The organism is Geodermatophilus sp. SYSU D00815, assembly GCF_054050035.1.
Genome location: NZ_JBJGYO010000001.1, coordinates 143,520 through 160,762 on the forward strand (window position 1 = coordinate 143,520; position 17,243 = coordinate 160,762).

The following is a 17,243-nucleotide window of genomic DNA, read 5'->3' on the forward strand; positions in this document are numbered from 1 at the left end:
CGGCCCCGACGGGGTAGCGGCTGAGTATGGCGCTGCCCCGTCTCCTCGTCCTCGTGCTCGCCGGCGGTGCCGGCGGCCGGCTCCAGCTGCTCACCGAGCACCGGGCCAAGCCGGCGGTCCCGTTCGCCGGCGTGTACCGGCTCATCGACTTCCCGCTGAGCAACTGCCAGCACTCCGCCGTCGCCGACGTGTGGGTGTCGATCCAGCACCACCCGACGTCGCTGGCCGACCACCTGGCCAACGGCAGGCCGTGGGACCTCGACCGCACCACCGGCGGGCTGATGACCCTGCCGCCGCGCCAGGGCGACGAGCGCGGCGGGTGGAACGAGGGGACGGCGGACTCGCTGTGGCGGCAGGCGGAGCTGATCCGCTCCTTCGACCCCGACGCGCTGGTCGTGGTCAGCGCCGACGCCGTCTACAAGCTCGACTACCGCGAGGTGGCCGACGCCCACCTGCAGTCCGGCGCGGAGGTGACGATGGTGACCACCGAGGTCGCGGCCGACGACGCCGCCCGCTACGGGATCGTGCGGGTCGAGGGCGACCGCGTCGTGGACTACGCCTACAAGCCCGACGAGCCGGCGACCACGACGGCCACCAACGAGGTCTTCGCCTTCACCCCCGGCGCCACGCTCGACCGCCTCGAGGCGATCGCCGCCGACCTGGGGGAGGAGGCCCTGCAGGACCTCGGCCACCAGCTGCTGCCGGCGCAGACGGCGGACGGCCTGGCCCGCGCGTACCCGCTCGAGGGGTACTGGCGCGACGTCGGCACGGTGCCCTCCTACTGGGAGGCGCACCAGGACTTCCTGTCCGCCGAGCCGCCGATCGACCTCGACGACCCGCGCTGGCCGGTGCACACCCGGGGCGGCCGGCACAGCGCGGCGCGGGTGCTCGACGACGGGCAGATCGAGAACAGCCTGCTCTCCGGCGGCACCCGCGTCTCGGGGGACGTGCGCGGCTCGGTGCTCTCGCCCGGCGTCGTCGTGGAGGCCGGCGCGACGGTGGTGGACTCGGTGCTGCTGCCCGGGGTGCGGGTCCGGTCGGGCGCCACGGTCACCCGCGCGGTGCTCGACGACGCCGTCGAGGTGGGGCGCGACGCCTCGGTCGGCGGCGACGGCGACATCACGCTCGTCGGCCGCGCGGCCCGCGTCGAGGAGGGCGCGTCGGTCAAGGCCGGCGCCCGGTTCCCCGACCCGGAGGAGGACGACTGACCGACGCCGGCGCGGCTCGACCCGGTCAGCCGACGCGGTAGCCGTCGCCGGTCGCGACGACGTCCACCACGTCGCCGCGCGGCCGGCCGCAGCGCCGCGCGCAGCCGGCCCAGTGCTGGCGGGCGCCGGCGGCGGGCAGGTCGCCGGCGAGGACGGCGGCGACCACGTCGGCCCGGACGTCGGCCAGCGCCCTCGCGCAGCCGGGCCGCCCGGTGCACGCGGTGACCCGCGCCCAGGGGCTGTCCGCGTCGAGGACGAGGCCGGCGCGGTGCAGGTCGACGGCGGCGTCGTCGACGGCGTCCTCGGCCAGGTCGGGGACGACCACGCTGCGCCACGGCGTCAGCTGCACCTCCGCGGCCAGCCGGGCGAGCAGGTCGACCTGGTCGGCGCCGAGCACGCCCAGCGGGACGACGCCGATCAGCGCCACCCGGCCGTCGTCCTGCTCCGCCGCCCCCACGGGGCCGACCTCCGGAGCCGCCGGCACGGGGACGGCCTCACCGGACCGGCCATGACGGTGGAGGCGGGCGGCCACCCGCGCGGGCCCCTCCGCCAGCTCGGTCAGGCGCCAGGCGGTCCCGCCCTGGGCGGCGCGCTCGTGGAGGAAGGCCCGGGTGGCCGCGAGCAGCAGCGCGACCGCGTCGTCGGGGCCGGCGCGCAGCCCGCTGTCGGCGCCGCCGAGCAGCAGCGCCACCGTGCCGTCGTCGAGGGCCAGCAGGCCGACGTCCCCGCCGAGGCCGGAGACGTCGCCCCGGCCGTCGTCGAGGGTGGCCAGGAACCGGCCCGGCAGCCCGGCCAGCACGGGGTCGCCCCGCAGCGCGGCGTCGAACGCGGGAACCCACGGGCGGACGTCGCGCCGCCCGCCGCTGCGGCCGGTGAGGACGCTGGCCAGCACGTTGCGCACCCGCTCGTGCGTCGCGCTGGGCAGCAGGCCGGCCGCGGCGAGCCGCTCACCCAGGGCCGGGACGTCGCCGGCGTCGAGCCCGCGCAGCTGCACGTTGCCCCGGCTGGTCAGCTCGAGCCGGCCGTCGCCGAGCTCGCGGGCGGCCGCGGCGAGCGCCCGCAGCTGGTCGGCGGTGAGCAGCCCGCCGGGCACGCGGACACGGGCCAGCGCGCCGTCGGCGGCGGCGTGGGTCTGCAGGGCGCCGGGGCAGGCGTCGGCGCGGAGGCGGCTGGACATGGCGGCAGCGAGGCTACGTCGCCCGCCGGTGACCCCGCTTCCGCGTCCGAGTGAGGTGAGGCTAACCTTCCTCGACCGATCCTCCCCCTGAGCAGGAGTTCCCGTGCCCCGAACCCGCCGGGCGGCCGCCGCCGTCCTCGCCGCCACCCTCGCCGCCCTGACGCTCGCGGCCTGCGGGGGATCGGAGGAGGGGTCCGGCGGTGCGGCCGGGAGCGCCGCCGACGACGACGCCTTCCCGGTCACCATCGGGCACACCTTCGGTGAGACCACGATCGAGGAGCGGCCGGAGCGGGTCGTCACGATCGGCTTCAACGAGCAGGACTTCGCGCTCGCGCTCGGCGTGACCCCGGTCGGCGTGCGCGAGAACCTCGGCGACTACGACGCGACGCAGCGCCCCTGGGCCGTCGACCTGCTGCCCGACGAGCCGCTGCCCACCGTCGGCGGCGAGGAGCTCGACCTGGAGGCGATCGCCGCGCTGGACCCCGACCTCATCCTCGGCGTCTACTCGTTCATCGACGAGAGCACCTACGAGCTGCTCTCCGACATCGCGCCGACGGTCGCCGAGTCCGCCGACCACCCGACCGGCGGCACCCCCTGGCAGGAGCAGACCCGCATGACCGGGCTCGCGCTCGGCGCCGAGGACGAGGCGGAGGCCCTCGTCGCCGACGTCGAGGGCCGGTTCGCCGCGGCGGTCGAGGAGCACCCCGAGTTCGCGGGCAAGACGCTGGCGCTGGACTTCCTCTTCGAGACCGGTCACTACATCCTCGAGGAGAGCGACCTGCGCACCCGGTTCTTCCTCGACCTCGGCTTCACCGCACCCGAGCAGCAGGGCGAGGTCTCGGCCGAGCTGCTGGGCCTGCTCGACCAGGACGTGCTGGTCCCCATGGGCGCCGACCGCGCCACGCTGACGGCGGACCCGCTGTTCTCGGCGCTGGCGGTCGTCTCCGAGGACCGCACCGTGTACCTCGGTGACTTCTCGACCGACTTCGCCGGCGCCCTGGGCTACAGCAGCCCGCTGAGCCTGCCCTACGCCCTGGAGGTCGCGGTGCCCCTGCTGGCCGCCGCGGCCGACGGCGACCCGTCGACCGTCGTCCCCGACTACACCGGCTGACGCCTCACGCGTCGAAGGACATCCACACCGTCCGCCGCTCGGCGCGGCCGCGCACCCGCGCCATCGCCGCCACCCGGCGGCGCTGGTCGGCGGTCGCGACGTGCTGGACGACGGCGATCTCGGCCGCCCGCATCGCACGCTCGGCGGCGAACTCCGCCGGCGTCGACGGCTGGTCGTCGGCGGTCCAGGCGCCCTCCGGCGGGTGCGGCCGGGCGTACGGGCTGTCGGCGGGCAGGTTGCCGCTGACCCGGCCGTACGCGCCGAGCAGCAGCAGCACCAGCCCGGCGCCGATGGAGAAGAAGACGTTGCTCAGCCGGAAGGCGAGCAGGTTCCAGCCGGTCTCCAGGACGGCGAGGTTGGCCAGCGCCGACACCAGGAACAGCGCGCCCACGACCATCATCACGGTCGAGGCGACGCGCGGGCCGCGCACCGCGGCGCCGACCAGGACCGCCGCGGTGACCACCGAGACGGTCGAGAGCAGGCCGTTGGAGGACAGGCCGAGGACGCGCTCGCCCTCCGTGGAGAAGTAGGCCAGCCCGTCGGCGAACCCCAGCAGCCCGAAGACCAGCAGGACGGCGGCGACGACGACGGCCCCGACCCGGTGGACGGCGAGCACCCGCTCACCGGGGCCGAGGGCGGTGGGACGGCGGACGGGAAGGGCCATGGCGCTCTCCTCGGGAGGGTCGGTCCTGCCCGCTCTTCCACCGGCGCCCGCGGCGTGGATGCGCGGGAAGGCGCCGGGGCGGGGGCGCGTTGAGCCCGTCGTGAGCACGCCCTTCGAGCTGGACCTGCACTCCGAGTACCTGCGCGCCGACCTCTTCCTGGCCATGGGGCAGCCGACCGAGGCCGCCCGCATCCTCGCCGCCGTCGTCGAGGCCGAGCCGCGCAACGAGGCCGCGCTGGAGCTGCTGGCCCGCGCCTACTTCGCCTCCGCGCAGCTGCACCGGGCCGAGGAGACCCTCGGCCGGCTGGTGGGGCTGGCGCCGGCCAACGGCTGGGCCCGCCGCGCGCTGGCGCGCACCCTCGAGCGGCAGAGCCGTGCCGACGACGCCGCCGTCCACCACCGGGTCGCCGACGCGCTCGGCGCCGCCTGACCCCCGTCCGACGCGAGGGGCGGTCCGTGCCGCGGACCGCCCCTCGCGGCGTCCCGGCCGCCGGTCAGGCGGCCCGGTCCGCCGCCACGGGCGTCAGCCGGATCACCGCGATCCGCCGGCCCACCCTGCGCTGGTAGGCGTCGTAGGTGCGGATGTTCTCGTTGAGCGCGTCCCACAGCCGCGGCCGGTCGGCCTCGTCGACGGCCCGGGCGACGACGTCGACCCGACGCCCGCGCACCTCGACCGAGCCGCGCGGGTCGGCCTGCAGGTTCTGCCACCAGTGCGGCTCGATGTCGATCCCGCCGTTGGAGGCGGCCACGACGTAGTCCCCGCCGTCCCGGACGTAGGCCACCGGGGTGGTGTGCACCCGGCCCGTCCGGCGCCCGCGGTGGCTGAGCATCAGGATGTCGCCGCCGCGGAACGTGTTGGCCCGCCGGCCGCCGGAGCGCCGGTGCAGCGCCACGTGGAAGCGGGCCACGTGCCTGCTCACGGTGTGGAGCACCCGGTCCTTGCGGGTGCTCACCGCGTCGTCCCGAAGGCGCGCGCCTCGCGGCGCTCGAAGCGGCGGGCCATGAGCCGGCCGAAGGCCAGCAGCAGCCGGTTCGCCCCGGGCATCCGGCGCTGGGCCTCCACCGGCAGGCCGGACAGGACCCAGCCGAGGACGGCGGGCACCTCGCGCGGCGTGTAGTCCTCGGCGAAGACCTCGCGGTCCAGCCGGTCCCAGTCCTCCTGGGTGAGGTACCGCTGCACCAGCGCCATGCCGTCGCGCTCCTCGTGGGCCAGGTGCGCTCCCAGCCCGTCGCGCAGGCGGGCGGTGGTGCCGGCGAGCCGGTCGCGGGTGGCCGCGCCGCCGGAGCCGTCGGCCAGCGCCTGCAGGTCTTCCGCGACCGAGTCCAGCAGCGGGTCGATGCCCTCGTGCTCCGCCTCCAGCGCGTCGAGCACCGCCCGGTCGGCGCCCCTCTCGGCCAGCAGCGGCCACATGGCGGCGTCCTCGCCGGAGTGGTGCTTGTGCAGCACCGTGGCGAAGAACGCGAACCGGCGGCGGATCGCCTCCCACCGGGCGCGGTCGCCGACCTCGACGACCGGGACGACGTCGGCGAAGGCGTGGAGGTCGCGGCGGAAGGCGCGGTGCATCAGGTACATCGGCGCGACGTCGACCGGGCCCTCCGGGGCGGCGGCCTGGCCCGGGAGCAGGAGCTGCGGCACGGGGGTGGCAGCGGTGGCGGTCACGGGGTCACCTCATTGGATGTAGTGAAGCTCTAACGAATAGTGGAAGAGTAGAGTGGATCCGTGACCGAGGGCAAGAGGGTCTACCGCTCCCCGTTGCGGGCCGAGCAGGCGCAGCGGACGCGGGCCGCCGTGCTCGACGCGGCGGGACGGTGCTTCCTCGAGAAGGGCTACGCCGCGACGACGATGAAGGACGTCGCCGCGGAGGCCGGGGTGTCGGTGCAGACGGTGTTCGGGCAGGGGAGCAAGGCGTCGCTGCTGCTCGCCTGCGTCGACCGGGCGGTCGTCGGCGACGACGAGGAGGTGCCGCTCGCCCAGCGGGACCTGTTCGTGCGGCTGCTGGAGGCCCCGGACCGCGCGGGCAAGCTGGCAGCCGCGCGGGACCTGACCCGCTTCTACGTGCCGATGGTCATCCCCGTGGTGGTGGTGTTCGCCGCCGCGGCCGCCGGCGACCCGGAGATCGCCGAGGCGTGGCGCGAGTACGAACGCCGCCGGCTCGAGGACAACCGGCTGCTGGTGGGCGCCTTCGAGCCGTGGCTGCGCGACGGGCTCGACGTCGACCGGGCGACGGAGGTGTTCTGGGGACTGTTCTCGCACGAGCCGGTGGTCAACCTGGTGCAGGTCCGCGGCTGGTCGCTCGAGCAGTACGCGGACTTCCTGGTCGACGCGGTGGAGCGTCTCCTGCTGGAGTAGGCCGGTGGCGACGGTCCCGGTCGGCGGGGGCGGCGAGCAGCCGCTGTCCGGGGGCGCGCGCGGCGCCGGGGTCGTCCGCGTGGGGACGACGGTCCGCCGTCCCCGGCACGACCGCTCCGAGCTGGTGCAGGCCGTGCTGCGGCACCTGGCCGACGCGGGCTTCGCCGGGGCGCCGCGCCCGCTCGGCTTCGACGAGCGCGGTCGCGAGGTGGTGACCTGGATCGAGGGCACCGTGCCGCACGCGCTGCCGGCCCTGCTCAGCGACGCGCAGCTCATCAGCTCCGCGGCCCTGGTCCGCGCCTTCCACGACGCCTCGGTCGGCTTCCCGGGCCTCGCCCCCGCTCAGGTCGTGTGCCACGGCGACCTCGGCCCGCACAACACCGTGTTCCGCGGGGAGGAGGCCGTGGCGATCATCGACTGGGACGACGCGGTGCGCCCCGGCCCGCGGATCCTCGACTTCGCGCACGCCGCCTGGTGCTGCGCCGACCTCACCGAGACCGCCGTCCCGGTGCCCGACCAGGCTCGGCGGCTGCGGCTGCTGTGCGACGGCTACCCCGGCATGCGGCCGCGGGCGGTCGTGCGGGAGCTCACCGCGCGCTTCCACCGGGCGCGGGCCGACCACGCCGCGCACCGCCGGGCCGGGGCGGTGGAGGTGTTCGACGGGTTGCTCGCGTGGATGGGCGAGCACGGTCCGCGGCTGGCGGCCCTGGCGGAGGGCGGCGGGTGAGGTTAGCCTCGCCTTCCCCGCCGCGAGGAGGTTCGATGGGGCTGCGGCTGCCCACCGCCCAGGTGACCGTGCTGCTCGGCGCGGACCGCGCCCGCCGCGAGGTGATGGCGGCGCTCGACGAGAGCACCGGCCGGTGCGCCGGCGGTCACGGCGACGTGCAGGTCCGGCGGCTGGCCGCGGCCGGGGACCTGGCGCAGCGGCTGGCGGCCCTGGCCGGCGCCCGCGACGCCGCGGTCGTGCTGGTCGACCGGCTCACCGACGGGCTCGGCTCGGCCGAGCGCCGGGCCGTGCTCGCCGCCGTCCGCGCCGTGGCCGGGTCCGGGTGCGCCGTCCTCGTCGACGACGACGACCCGGTGGCCGCGCTCGCGGTGGCCGACGGCGCGCTGCGCGCCGGGACGGCCGGGGAACTCTCCGTGGAGCCGGTGGCGGTGCCGGACCACCTGGCCTCGTAGCCGGAGCCCCCGCTGCTGGCGGGCTCGCAGCGGGGCCGTCCGGTCAGGTCAGCGAGCGTCGTAGGTGAGGCAGTCGGCGACGTCCGCCGCCGGGCCCACGCGGACACCGGGGGCGGTGCACTCGAGCTGCTCGTTGTGCCGGCAGTCGGAGCGGTGGCAGGCGCCGACGAGGCCGGTGCGGTCGAGGCCGCCGCGGAAGGAGATCTCCACGAAGGTGCCGCAGTGGGCGTGGTCGCCCCCGATGGTGATGGCGCCGGCGTGGCACGCCGACTCGGCGTTGTACGAACAGCTGTGGACGGCGCAGTCCTGGACCTGGGGGAGCTCCTGCAGGGTCGTCATGGGCCCCAGCCTGACACCGGCTCCCGTGGCTTTCCAGCAAGGAAAGGCTTGCCTGGCTGCGCGAACGCGCTCGGGGCCCGGCCCTTCGGCAGGTGTCGACGAGCCGGGCGGTACGGTTCGTCCCCCACGGCAGTTGCGCGAGGAAGCCGGTGCGATCCCGGCGCGGTCCCGCCACTGTGAGCCCGCCTGACGGGTGCAGCCAGACACTCCGGCTGCCGTGCCCGACGACCCGGGGCGCGGACCCCGGAGGAGGCCTGCACCGTGACGTTCACCCTGCTCTCCACCAGCGACACCGACCTCCTCTCGGCCCGCGCCAGCGGCGCCGCCTGGCGGCTGGGAAACCCCGCGCGGCTCGACGACGACGGCATCGCCGCGCTGGTCGAGGGCGCCGCGCTGGTCGTCGTCCGGCTGCTCGGCGTGCGCCGGCACTTCGAGGAGCTGCTCGCCCCGCTGCTGGCCGGCCCGGTCCCGGTGGTGGTCCTCGGCGGCGAGCAGCTGCCCGACGCCGAGCTGATGGAGCTGTCCACGGTGCCCATGGGGGTGGCCACCGAGGCGCACGCCTACCTGGCCCAGGGCGGCCCCGCGAACCTGGTGCAGCTGCACCGCTTCCTCTCCGACACCGTGCTGCTCACCGGCGAGGGGTTCGAGCCGCCGGCGGTCGCGCCGGACTGGGGGGTGCTCGAGCGGCCCTCGACCGGCAGCGGCCCGCGGATCGCCGTCCTCTACTACCGGGCGCACCACCTGGCCGGGAACACCGGCTTCGTCGAGGCGCTGTGCTCGGCGGTCGAGGACGCCGGCGGGCAGGCGCTGCCGGTGTTCGTCAGCTCGCTGCGCAGCGTCCCCGACGAGCTGCTCGACGTCCTGCGCACCGCCGACGCGCTCGTCGTCACCGTGCTGGCGGCCGGCGGCGCCCGGCCCGCCCTGGCCTCGGCCGGCGGGGACGACGGCGCCTGGGACGTCGGCCAGCTCGCCGCGCTCGACGTGCCGGTGGTCCAGGGCCTGTGCCTGACCCGCTCGCGGGCGGAGTGGCTGGCCGACGACGACGGGCTGTCCCCCCTCGACGTCGGCAACCAGGTCGCGATCCCCGAGTTCGACGGCCGGCTGATCAGCGTGCCGTTCTCCTTCAAGGAGACCGACGCCGACGGCCTGACCACCTACGTCGCCGACCCGGAGCGCGCCGCGCGGGTGGCCGGGACGGCGGTGGCGCACGCCCGGCTGCGGCACACCCCGCCGGCCGAGCGGCGGATCGTCGTGATGCTGTCGGCGTACCCCACCAAGCACGCGCGGATCGGCAACGCCGTCGGCCTGGACACCCCGGCCTCCGTGGTCCGGCTGCTCGCCGCGATGCAGGGCGAGGGCTACGACATCGGCCCGTTCGACGGGCCCGACGCGCTCCCGGGCGTGGCCGACCTGGACGGCGACGCGCTGGTGCACGCGCTGATCGCGGCCGGCGGCCAGGACGCCGACTGGCTGACGTCCGAGCAGCTGGGCGGCAACCCGGTGCGCATCCCCGCGGCGCGGTACCGCGCCCACTTCGACACCCTGCCCGCCGACCTCCGCGACGCGGTGGTGCAGCACTGGGGCGAGCCGCCGGGCTCGCTGTTCGTGGACGGCGACGACATCGTCTTCGCCGCGCTGCGGGCCGGCAACGTCGTCGTGATGGTGCAGCCGCCGCGCGGCTTCGGCGAGAACCCGATCGCGATCTACCACGACCCCGACCTGCCGCCCTCGCACCACTACCTGGCCGCGTACTGGTGGCTGCGGTCGGAGTTCGGCGCGCACGCGGTCGTGCACGTCGGCAAGCACGGCAACATGGAGTGGCTGCCTGGCAAGACCGTGGGCATGTCGGCCTCGTGCGGGCCGGACGCCGCGATCGGCGACCTGCCGCTGGTCTACCCGTTCCTGGTCAACGACCCGGGCGAGGGCTCGCAGGCCAAGCGGCGGGCGCACGCCACGCTGGTCGACCACATGGTGCCGCCGATGGCCCGCGCCGACTCCTACGGCGACATCGCGCGGCTGGAGCAGCTGCTCGACGAGCACGCCAACGTCGCGGCGATGGACCCGGCGAAGCTGCCGGCGGTGCGGGCGCAGATCTGGACGCTGATCCAGGCGGCGAAGCTCGACCACGACCTGGGGCTGGCCGAGCGGCCGGAGGACGACCACTTCGACGAGATGATCCTGCACGTCGACGGGTGGCTGTGCGAGATCAAGGACTCGCAGATCCGCGACGGCCTGCACGTGCTCGGCGTGCCGCCGACCGGCGCCGACCGGGTGGACCTGGTGCTGGCGATGCTGCGGGCCCGGCAGATCTGGGGCGGCTCGGTGGCGCTGCCCGGGCTGCGCGAGGCGCTGGGGCTGGCCGAGGACGCCTCCCGCGCCGACACCGACGCGGTCGAGGCGACGGCGTCCGCGCTGGTCGCCGGGATGGAGTCGGCCGGGTGGGCGGCGTCCGCGGTGGACGACGCCGTCGCCGAGGTGCTGGGCGGGCCTGACGAGGCCGTGGCCGCCGTCCTGCGGTTCGCCGTCGAGGAGGTGGTGCCGCGGCTGGAGCGCACGACCGAGGAGCTCTCCGCCGTCCTGCACGCCCTGGCCGGTGGGTACGTCCCGGCCGGGCCGTCCGGGTCGCCGCTGCGCGGGCTGGTCAACGTGCTGCCGACCGGGCGCAACTTCTACTCCGTCGACCCGCGGGCGGTGCCGTCACGGCTGGCGTGGGAGACCGGGCAGGCGATGGCGGAGTCGCTGGTCGAGCGGTACCGCGCCGACACGGGGGAGTACCCGGCGTCGGTCGGGCTGTCGGTGTGGGGCACGTCGGCGATGCGCACGTCGGGGGACGACGTCGCCGAGGTGCTGGCGCTGCTCGGCGTCCGCCCGGTGTGGGACGACGCCTCGCGGCGGGTGACCGGTCTCGAGCCGGTCCCGCTCGACGAGCTCGGCCGGCCGCGGATCGACGTCACCGTGCGGATCAGCGGGTTCTTCCGCGACGCGTTCCCGCACGTGGTGACCATGCTGGACGACGCGGTGACGCTGGTGGCCGGGCTCGACGAGCCGCCGTCGGCCAACTTCGTGAAGGCCCACGTCGACGCCGACCTCGCCGGGCACGGCGACCGGCGGCGGGCCACCACCCGGGTGTTCGGCTCGAAGCCGGGCGCGTACGGGGCCGGCATCCTGCCGCTGATCGACTCGCGGAACTGGCGCGGCGACGCCGACCTGGCCGAGGTGTACGCGGTGTGGGGCGGCTACGCCTACGGGCGGGACCTCGACGGCGTCGAGGCACGGCCGGACATGGAGGCGGCGTACCGGCGGATCGCGGTCGCGGCGAAGAACGTCGACACCCGCGAGCACGACATCGCCGACTCCGACGACTACTTCCAGTACCACGGCGGGATGGTGGCCACGGTCCGGGCGCTCACCGGCTCGGCGCCGAAGGCCTACATCGGCGACTCGACCCGGCCGGAGTCGGTGCGCACCCGGTCGCTGGCCGAGGAGACCTCGCGGGTCTTCCGCGCGCGGGTGGTGAACCCGAAGTGGCTGGCCGCGATGCGCCGGCACGGCTACAAGGGCGCGTTCGAGCTCGCCGCCACCGTCGACTACCTGTTCGGCTACGACGCCACCACCGGCGTGGTGGACGACTGGATGTACGAGAAGCTGGCGCAGACCTACGTGCTCGACCCGGAGAACCGGGAGTTCCTGGAGCGGGCGAACCCGTGGGCGCTGCACGGCATCGCCGAGCGGTTGCTGGAGGCGGTGGACCGGCGGATGTGGGCCGCGCCCGACCCCCAGCTGCTGGCCGAGCTGCAGCAGGCCTACCTCGACACCGAGGGCGACCTCGAGGGCGGGGAGACGCCGGCCCAGCAGGGCGCGCCTGCCTGAGTCCGCCGCGTACCGGCACGCGAGTCGACGGGTGCGGCCCGGCGCCCCGGGGTAGTGCAGTGCCATGAGCATCCTCGGACGACTGATGGGCAAGGCTGAGAACACGGCCGCGCGTGGGGGCCGTGCCGCGGGACGCAGCGCCGGCCGCGCCGCGCCGCGTGGGCGGGTCGGCATGGGACGGACGAGCACGCCGCGCACGGGCATGCGCTCCCGGGCCACGACGGGCCGGGGCATGGGCCGGGGCATGGGACGGGGGCGGGCCGCAGCGCCCGCCGGAGGTCTCGGTCGGATGGTGGAGAACTTCCTGAAGAGGCGGTGAGCTGCGCCGCGATTTCTCGTGAGTCATAGCGTTCCGTCACCCGTTCGGGGCACGCTGTGACCGTGAGAAGCAAGTACATGACCGGCGCGAAGCGCGTCGTCGCCGTCGGCGCCCCGTCCGCCGCGGGCGGGCGGGGCGACCGGAAGCCGGCCGGGGTGGCGCACGCCGTCACCCGGCTGTTCCGCCGCGACGGCGACGTCGCCCTCTGCGGGACCGACGTCATCCCGCTGCCCCACCAGGACTGGTCGGAGCCGACGGTCGGCGTGCTGCGCTGCCGGACGTGCGCCGACCTCGCCTCCGACGCGGACGTCCCCACCGCCGCCCGCGCGTAGCAGCGGCCGCCGGCAGGCCGGGCGGTCAGCCGAGCGCGGCGGCGGCCACCAGCAGCGTGCCCGTGGCCGCGACCTCGCCCATGGCGCCCATGACGTCGCCGGTGACGCCGCCGAGCCGGGCCGTCGCCCGGACGCGCAGCAGCTCGGCGGCGAGCATCCCGGCGACCGCGGCGGCGAGCAGCCGCGCGGCGTCGGCCGGGCCGCCGGTGAGCCACCCCGCGCCACCGGCGAGCGCCGCCACCACCAGCGCGCACCCGGTGAGCCAGCCGGGCGGGACCGTGCCCGTCACCGCCCGGCCGAGCGCGGACCCCTCGGCCACCGGCGTGCCGGGCAGGCCGGTGCGCGCCATCGCCAGCCGCGCGACGACCACGGCCGTGACCGGCGCGACGGGCTCGTGCGGCAGCAGCACGGCCAGGCAGGCCACCTGCAGCAGCACGGTGAGCAGCACGGTCACCACGCCGAACGGGCCGATGTCGCTCTGGCGCATGACCTGCAGCGCCCGCTCGCGGCCGCGCAGCGGGCCGAGCCCGTCGGCGGTGTCGGCCAGCCCGTCCAGGTGCAGGCCGCGGGTCAGCGCCGCCAGGGCGGCGACGCAGAGCACGGCTCCGGCGAAGGGCGAGACCAGGCGGGCCCCGAGGACGCCGACCCCGGTGGCGAGCGCCCCGAGGACCAGGCCGACCAGCGGGGCCCAGGGCAGCACGCCACGGGTGCTCGCCGCCGCCCGCGCGGGCACCCGGAGGACCGTGAGCAGCGCGGCCGACTCCAGCGGGCCGGTCCACCTCATCGCAGCCGCTGCGGCAGCCCGGCGACGACGAACCACACCTCGTCGGCGGTGCCCGCCAGCCGCTGGTTGACCGCGCCGAGCGTGTCCCGGAACAGCCGGCCGGCCCGGGTCTCGGGCACCACGCCGAGACCCACCTCGTCGCTGACCGCCACCACGTGCGCCGGCGTCATCGCCCACGCGTTGACCAGCGCGTCGCAGCGGCCGGCCAGCCGCTCCAGCGCGCCGGGCTCGGCGGTCCAGACACCCGTCTCGTCCATCAGCGCGGCGATCCACGTGGTCACGCTGTCGACCAGCACGGCGCCGCCGCGCAGCAGCTCCGACGGTGCCGTCGTCTCCAGCGTCGTCCAGCCCGCCGGGCGGCGGGCGCGGTGGGCGGCGATGCGCGCCGCCCACTCGGCGTCGTCGTCCGACCGCGCCGACGTGGCCAGGTAGGTGACGTCGGGAACCCCGGCGAGCAGCGCCTCGGCGTGCGCCGACTTGCCCGACCGGGAGCCACCCAGCACCAGCACCCGGCTCACAGGCGCAGCTCCGTGACGCTGCCGTTGGGCGGGGTGACGGCCGGCATGCCCTCCGGGCCCAGCCCGGCCGCGACCGCCTGCGCGGCGCGGATGGTGTCGCCGTGGGTGACGAGGGCGACCACCTCGGCGGGGGGCGCGGCGGTCAGCTCGGCGAGGTAGCCGGCGACCCGCGCGTGCAGCTGCGCGAGGCTCTCGCCGCCCTCGGCCGACCAGTGCGGGTCGGTCCAGTCGACGACGTCCCACAGCTCGCGCGAGGGGCGGCCCTCGAGCACCCCGTACCCCTGCTCGCGCAGCGCGGCCGTGGTGCGCACCGGCAGCCCCGTGGCCCGCGCGCAGTGCTCGGCGGTCTGCACGGCCCGGTGCAGGTCGCTGGACACCAGCGCGCCGGGCCGCCGCCCCGCCAGCGCGCGGGCGGCCGCCGCGGCCTGCTCGTGGCCCAGCGCGGTGAGCGGGACGTGCGCCGTCTGCCCCTGCATCCGGCCGGCGGCGTTCCACTCGCTCTGCCCGTGGCGGACGAGCAGCAGGGTCAGGGAGCGGGGCCCGTGATCAGCAGGCATGGTGCCCGGAGCGTAGGCGAGGGCGCGCACGGGCCGTGCGCCCCCGCCTCGTACCGTCGTCTGCGTGACGATCCCCGTGCGGCCCGGTGCCGCCCGTCCCGCTGCCCGCCCGAGCCGGCCCGACCCGCTGGCCCACCTGCTGGAGCTGCCCGGGGTGCGGGAGGCGGCGGACTCCGCACGGACCGGCATCGACCGGCTGCTGGCGCACCGGCTGATGCGCAACCGGTCGGCGGAGGTGAGCACGGAGTCGGCGCTGCGCGGGGCCCGCGCGTCCGCGGCCCTCGACGGCGTCGACGTGCCGCTGGCCGACCTGCGCTCCGGCGCCGTGGCGGACCCGGTGGTGCAGGGGTCGCTGCGGGTCTCGGCCGGTCTCGGGTCGATGACCGAGACCTGGCCCAAGGCGCCCGGGCAGGTGCTGGCCCGGCTGCACGTGCTGGCGGCGGCAGACCTGGTGGACCGGGCGGCGCTGGGCCGCCCCGCCGCGCACGCCGGCCCGCGCCTGGCCGGCCTGTTCGGCCTCGTCACCGTGGAGACCACCCTGCCCGCCGTGCTGGTCGCGGCCCTGGTGCACGGCGAGCTCGCCGCGATGGCCCCGTTCGGCTCCGCCGACGGCGTCGTCGCCCGCGCGGCCGGGCGGCTGACCGGGATCACCCGGGGCCTGGACCCCAAGGCGGTCTCCGTGCCCGAGGTCGGGTTCGTCGAGCTCGGCCGCGAGCAGTACGCCCGCGCGCTCGCCGGCTACTCGTCCGGCCGCCCCGAGGGGGTGGCCGGCTGGCTCGTGCACTGCTGCCGGGCCACCGAGCACGGCGCCGCCGAGGGCCTGGCGATCGCCGAGGCGATCCTGCGCGGCTGAGAGGAGCCGATCGTGCAGTACCTCGACGTCGACGGGCTCGGCCCGGTCAGCCGCATCGGGCTGGGCACGTGGCAGTTCGGCTCCCGCGAGTGGGGCTACGGCGACACCTACGCCGAGCGCGGCGCCCGGGACGTCGTCCGCCGCGCGCGCGAACTCGGCATCACCCTGTTCGACACCGCGGAGATCTACGGCTTCGGCCGCAGCGAGCGGATCCTCGGCGAGGCCCTGGACGACGAGCGCGCGGAGGTCGTCGTCGCCAGCAAGATCTTCCCGGTGGCGCCGTTCCCGCCGGTGGTCCGCCAGCGGTGGGCCGGCAGCGCCCGCCGGCTCGGGCTGGAGCGGATCCCGCTGTACCAGGTGCACCAGCCCAACCCGGTCGTCCGCGACTCGGTGACGATGCCGGCGATGCGGGAGCTGCTCGACGCCGGCCGGATCGGCGCCGTCGGCGTCTCCAACTACTCCCTGGCCCGCTGGCGGGCCGCCGACGCCGCGCTGGGCCGCCCGGTGGTGAGCAACCAGGTGGAGTTCTCCCTCGCCACCGCCGGGCCCCTCGACGACCTGGTGCCGTTCGCCGAGCGGGAGGACCGGCTGGTCATCGCCTACAGCCCGCTGGCCCAGGGGCTGCTCGGCGGCCGGTACGGGGTCGACGACCGGCCGGGCGGCGTGCGCGCCGCCAACCCGCTGTTCGGAACCGAGAACCTGCGCCGGGTGCAGCCGCTGCTCGACCTCGTGCGCGAGGTCGCCGCGGCGCACGACGCGACGCCCGCGCAGGTCGCGCTGGCCTGGCTGCTCGGCCTGCCCCGCGTGGTGGTCATCCCGGGGGCGTCCGGCGTGGAGCAGGTGGAGTCCAACGCCGCGGCGGCCGAGCTGGCCCTGGCCGCCGACGAGCAGGCCGCGCTCACCGCCGCCGCCCGGGCGTTCACGCCGGTCTCGACGGCGCGCACGGTGGTGGACACCGTCCGCGAGCGGGTGGACGCGGTGCGGCAGCGGCTGGGGGTCTGACCGCGCCCGGAGGGCGCCGGTCAGGCGCCCCGGCGCCGCCAGCGGCCGGGTACCGCCCCGGCCTCGGTCAGCGCGGCGGCCGCCCGCAGCGCGCGGTGCCGGGCGTACCAGGCCAGCCCGACCACGGCCGCGCCGACGCCGACCGCGGCCCCGGTGACCACCGGGGCCGGCGGGACGCTGAAGCGCGCCCGCATCGACACCGGCCGGCTGAACTCCAGCACCGGCCAGCCCTGGTCGAGGGCAGCCTTGCGCAGCCCGCGGTCGGGGTTGACCGCCGTCGGGTGCCCGACGACCGACAGCATCGGCAGGTCGGTGATCGAGTCGCTGTAGGCGTAGCAGTCGGCGAGGTCGTAGCCGCCCTCGGCCGCCAGCTCGCGGATGGCGAGGGCCTTGTTCTCGCCGTAGGCGTAGAAGTCGATCTCGCCGGTGTAGCGACCCTCGACGGTCACCATGCGGGTCGCGACCACGCGGTCGGCCCCCAGCAGCGCGCCGATCGGCTCGACCACCTCGGCGCCGCTGCTGGAGACGATCACGATCTCCCGGCCCGCCGCCTTGTGCTCCTCGATCAGGTCGGCCGCCTCGGCGTAGACCAGCGGGTCGACGATGTCGTGCAGGGTCTCGCCGACGATCTCGTGCACCGTGGCGACGTCCCAGCCGGTGCACATCGCGGTGATCTGCGCCCGCAGCCGCTCCATCTGCTGCGCGTCGGCGCCCTGCAGGGAGAAGACGAACTGCGCGTAGGCGGACTTGAGCACGGTGCGTCGGTTGATCAGCCCACCCTGGAAGAACGGTCGTCCGAAGGCCAGGGTGCTGGACTTCGCGATGACCGTCTTGTCGAGGTCGAAGAACGCCGCAGCGCGGGTCACAAGGCACGAGGGTAAGTGGACCCGCCGACAGCAGGGCAGGTCGCGCGCCGTCCACACCCGAACGGGTCATCCACAGTTCGCCTCCGCGGCTGGCAGAAGTTGCCCCGGCGCCCG

General features: G+C 76.4%; 19 protein-coding genes and 1 riboswitch. Of the genes, 10 read left to right on the forward strand and 9 right to left on the reverse strand.

The features are described 5' to 3' along the window. The first annotated feature begins 26 nt into the window (after positions 1-26). Positions 27-1,208 (forward strand): glucose-1-phosphate adenylyltransferase family protein, encoded by a 1,182-nt coding sequence (locus tag ACI78S_RS00745; RefSeq protein WP_456970273.1) that lies wholly within the window; start codon positions 27-29, stop codon positions 1,206-1,208. A gap of 25 nt (positions 1,209-1,233) precedes the next feature. On the opposite strand, the gene cobG is transcribed toward ACI78S_RS00745, so the two are convergent. Continuing rightward, on the reverse strand, positions 1,234-2,385 hold the full coding sequence (gene cobG, locus ACI78S_RS00750) for a precorrin-3B synthase (protein ID WP_456970274.1): 1,152 nt from the start codon (positions 2,383-2,385) through the stop codon (positions 1,234-1,236). Between the two features lie 103 nt (positions 2,386-2,488). On the opposite strand from cobG, the gene ACI78S_RS00755 reads away from it, so the two are divergent. Further along, complete coding sequence (locus ACI78S_RS00755; RefSeq protein WP_456970275.1) at positions 2,489-3,496, forward strand: iron-siderophore ABC transporter substrate-binding protein; 1,008 nt, start codon at positions 2,489-2,491, stop codon at positions 3,494-3,496. A 4-nt stretch (positions 3,497-3,500) separates the two neighbouring features. Here the strand turns inward: ACI78S_RS00755 and ACI78S_RS00760 are convergent, their stop codons facing one another. Continuing rightward, positions 3,501-4,160, reverse strand: coding sequence for a DUF4383 domain-containing protein (locus tag ACI78S_RS00760; protein ID WP_456970276.1), 660 nt, complete (start codon positions 4,158-4,160; stop codon positions 3,501-3,503). Positions 4,161-4,260: 100 nt separating this feature from the next. On the opposite strand from ACI78S_RS00760, the gene ACI78S_RS00765 reads away from it, so the two are divergent. Beyond that, positions 4,261-4,590 carry a tetratricopeptide repeat protein gene (locus tag ACI78S_RS00765; protein ID WP_456970277.1) on the forward strand — a complete coding sequence of 110 codons (330 nt, stop codon included), beginning with the start codon at positions 4,261-4,263 and terminating at the stop codon, positions 4,588-4,590. 64 nt (positions 4,591-4,654) lie between these two features. Here the strand turns inward: ACI78S_RS00765 and ACI78S_RS00770 are convergent, their stop codons facing one another. Together ACI78S_RS00770 and ACI78S_RS00775 are read right to left on the reverse strand one after the other, a co-directional pair. Continuing rightward, positions 4,655-5,113 (reverse strand): nitroreductase/quinone reductase family protein, encoded by a 459-nt coding sequence (locus ACI78S_RS00770; protein ID WP_456970278.1) that lies wholly within the window; start codon positions 5,111-5,113, stop codon positions 4,655-4,657. Next, positions 5,110-5,820, reverse strand: coding sequence for a hemerythrin domain-containing protein (locus ACI78S_RS00775; RefSeq protein ID WP_456970279.1), 711 nt, complete (start codon positions 5,818-5,820; stop codon positions 5,110-5,112). The genes ACI78S_RS00770 and ACI78S_RS00775 overlap by 4 nt, the downstream gene beginning before the upstream one ends. Positions 5,821-5,880: 60 nt before the next feature. On the opposite strand from ACI78S_RS00775, the gene ACI78S_RS00780 reads away from it, so the two are divergent. Genes ACI78S_RS00780 through ACI78S_RS00790 form a run of 3 tightly spaced genes read left to right on the forward strand, consistent with a single transcriptional unit; the run spans position 5,881 to position 7,689 of the window. Beyond that, entirely contained in the window at positions 5,881-6,510 is a 630-nt protein-coding gene (locus ACI78S_RS00780) for a TetR/AcrR family transcriptional regulator (RefSeq protein ID WP_456970280.1), read from the forward strand. A 4-nt stretch (positions 6,511-6,514) separates the two neighbouring features. Continuing rightward, positions 6,515-7,237: a phosphotransferase gene (locus tag ACI78S_RS00785; RefSeq protein ID WP_456970281.1), complete on the forward strand. Its 723-nt coding sequence runs from the start codon at positions 6,515-6,517 to the stop codon at positions 7,235-7,237. Between the two features lie 35 nt (positions 7,238-7,272). After that, complete coding sequence (locus tag ACI78S_RS00790; protein WP_456970282.1) at positions 7,273-7,689, forward strand: hypothetical protein; 417 nt, start codon at positions 7,273-7,275, stop codon at positions 7,687-7,689. Between the two features lie 48 nt (positions 7,690-7,737). Here ACI78S_RS00790 and ACI78S_RS00795 read toward each other — a convergent pair whose 3' ends face one another. Then, positions 7,738-8,028, reverse strand: a complete 291-nt coding sequence (locus ACI78S_RS00795) for a DUF1540 domain-containing protein (protein ID WP_456970283.1) — start codon at positions 8,026-8,028, stop codon at positions 7,738-7,740. A 139-nt stretch (positions 8,029-8,167) separates the two neighbouring features. Beyond that, positions 8,168-8,237: riboswitch (cobalamin riboswitch) on the forward strand. Positions 8,238-8,289: 52 nt separating this feature from the next. On the opposite strand from ACI78S_RS00795, the gene cobN reads away from it, so the two are divergent. Together cobN and ACI78S_RS00805 are read left to right on the forward strand one after the other, a co-directional pair. Then, on the forward strand, positions 8,290-11,898 hold the full coding sequence (cobN, locus tag ACI78S_RS00800; RefSeq protein ID WP_456970284.1) for a cobaltochelatase subunit CobN: 3,609 nt from the start codon (positions 8,290-8,292) through the stop codon (positions 11,896-11,898). Positions 11,899-12,279: 381 nt separating this feature from the next. Next, on the forward strand, positions 12,280-12,549 hold the full coding sequence (locus ACI78S_RS00805) for a hypothetical protein (RefSeq protein ID WP_456970285.1): 270 nt from the start codon (positions 12,280-12,282) through the stop codon (positions 12,547-12,549). A gap of 25 nt (positions 12,550-12,574) precedes the next feature. Here ACI78S_RS00805 and ACI78S_RS00810 read toward each other — a convergent pair whose 3' ends face one another. Genes ACI78S_RS00810 through ACI78S_RS00820 form a run of 3 tightly spaced genes read right to left on the reverse strand, consistent with a single transcriptional unit; the run spans position 12,575 to position 14,408 of the window. Then, a complete protein-coding gene (locus ACI78S_RS00810; RefSeq protein ID WP_456970286.1) occupies positions 12,575-13,333 on the reverse strand; it encodes an adenosylcobinamide-GDP ribazoletransferase in 759 nt (252 codons plus the stop codon). Further along, positions 13,330-13,851, reverse strand: a complete 522-nt coding sequence (gene cobU / locus ACI78S_RS00815; protein ID WP_456970287.1) for a bifunctional adenosylcobinamide kinase/adenosylcobinamide-phosphate guanylyltransferase — start codon at positions 13,849-13,851, stop codon at positions 13,330-13,332. Before cobU ends, ACI78S_RS00810 begins: the two co-directional genes overlap by 4 nt. Then, positions 13,848-14,408, reverse strand: coding sequence for a histidine phosphatase family protein (locus tag ACI78S_RS00820; protein ID WP_456970288.1), 561 nt, complete (start codon positions 14,406-14,408; stop codon positions 13,848-13,850). Before ACI78S_RS00820 ends, cobU begins: the two co-directional genes overlap by 4 nt. A 64-nt stretch (positions 14,409-14,472) precedes the next feature. Between ACI78S_RS00820 and ACI78S_RS00825 the strand changes: the two genes are divergently transcribed. Further along, the gene (locus ACI78S_RS00825) at positions 14,473-15,261 is read left to right on the forward strand and encodes an oxidoreductase (RefSeq protein ID WP_456970289.1); all 789 of its coding nucleotides are present in this window, start codon (positions 14,473-14,475) and stop codon (positions 15,259-15,261) included. A gap of 12 nt (positions 15,262-15,273) precedes the next feature. Beyond that, positions 15,274-16,263, forward strand: a complete 990-nt coding sequence (locus tag ACI78S_RS00830; RefSeq protein ID WP_456970290.1) for an aldo/keto reductase — start codon at positions 15,274-15,276, stop codon at positions 16,261-16,263. Between the two features lie 20 nt (positions 16,264-16,283). Here ACI78S_RS00830 and ACI78S_RS00835 read toward each other — a convergent pair whose 3' ends face one another. Next, a complete protein-coding gene (locus ACI78S_RS00835; protein WP_456970291.1) occupies positions 16,284-17,129 on the reverse strand; it encodes an HAD family hydrolase in 846 nt (281 codons plus the stop codon). Positions 17,130-17,243: the final 114 nt, after the last annotated feature.

Excerpts from the sequence above, each read along its gene's own strand:
- ACI78S_RS00790 (WP_456970282.1), top strand. The coding sequence starts at position 7,273 with ATGGGGCTGCGGCTGCCCACCGCCCAGGTGACCGTGCTGCTCGGCGCG.
- ACI78S_RS00820 (WP_456970288.1), bottom strand. The coding sequence starts at position 14,408 with ATGCCTGCTGATCACGGGCCCCGCTCCCTGACCCTGCTGCTCGTCCGC.
- ACI78S_RS00810 (WP_456970286.1), bottom strand. The coding sequence starts at position 13,333 with ATGAGGTGGACCGGCCCGCTGGAGTCGGCCGCGCTGCTCACGGTCCTC.
- ACI78S_RS00795 (WP_456970283.1), bottom strand. The coding sequence starts at position 8,028 with ATGACGACCCTGCAGGAGCTCCCCCAGGTCCAGGACTGCGCCGTCCAC.
- ACI78S_RS00760 (WP_456970276.1), bottom strand. The coding sequence starts at position 4,160 with ATGGCCCTTCCCGTCCGCCGTCCCACCGCCCTCGGCCCCGGTGAGCGG.
- ACI78S_RS00745 (WP_456970273.1), top strand. The coding sequence starts at position 27 with ATGGCGCTGCCCCGTCTCCTCGTCCTCGTGCTCGCCGGCGGTGCCGGC.
- cobG (WP_456970274.1), bottom strand. The coding sequence starts at position 2,385 with ATGTCCAGCCGCCTCCGCGCCGACGCCTGCCCCGGCGCCCTGCAGACC.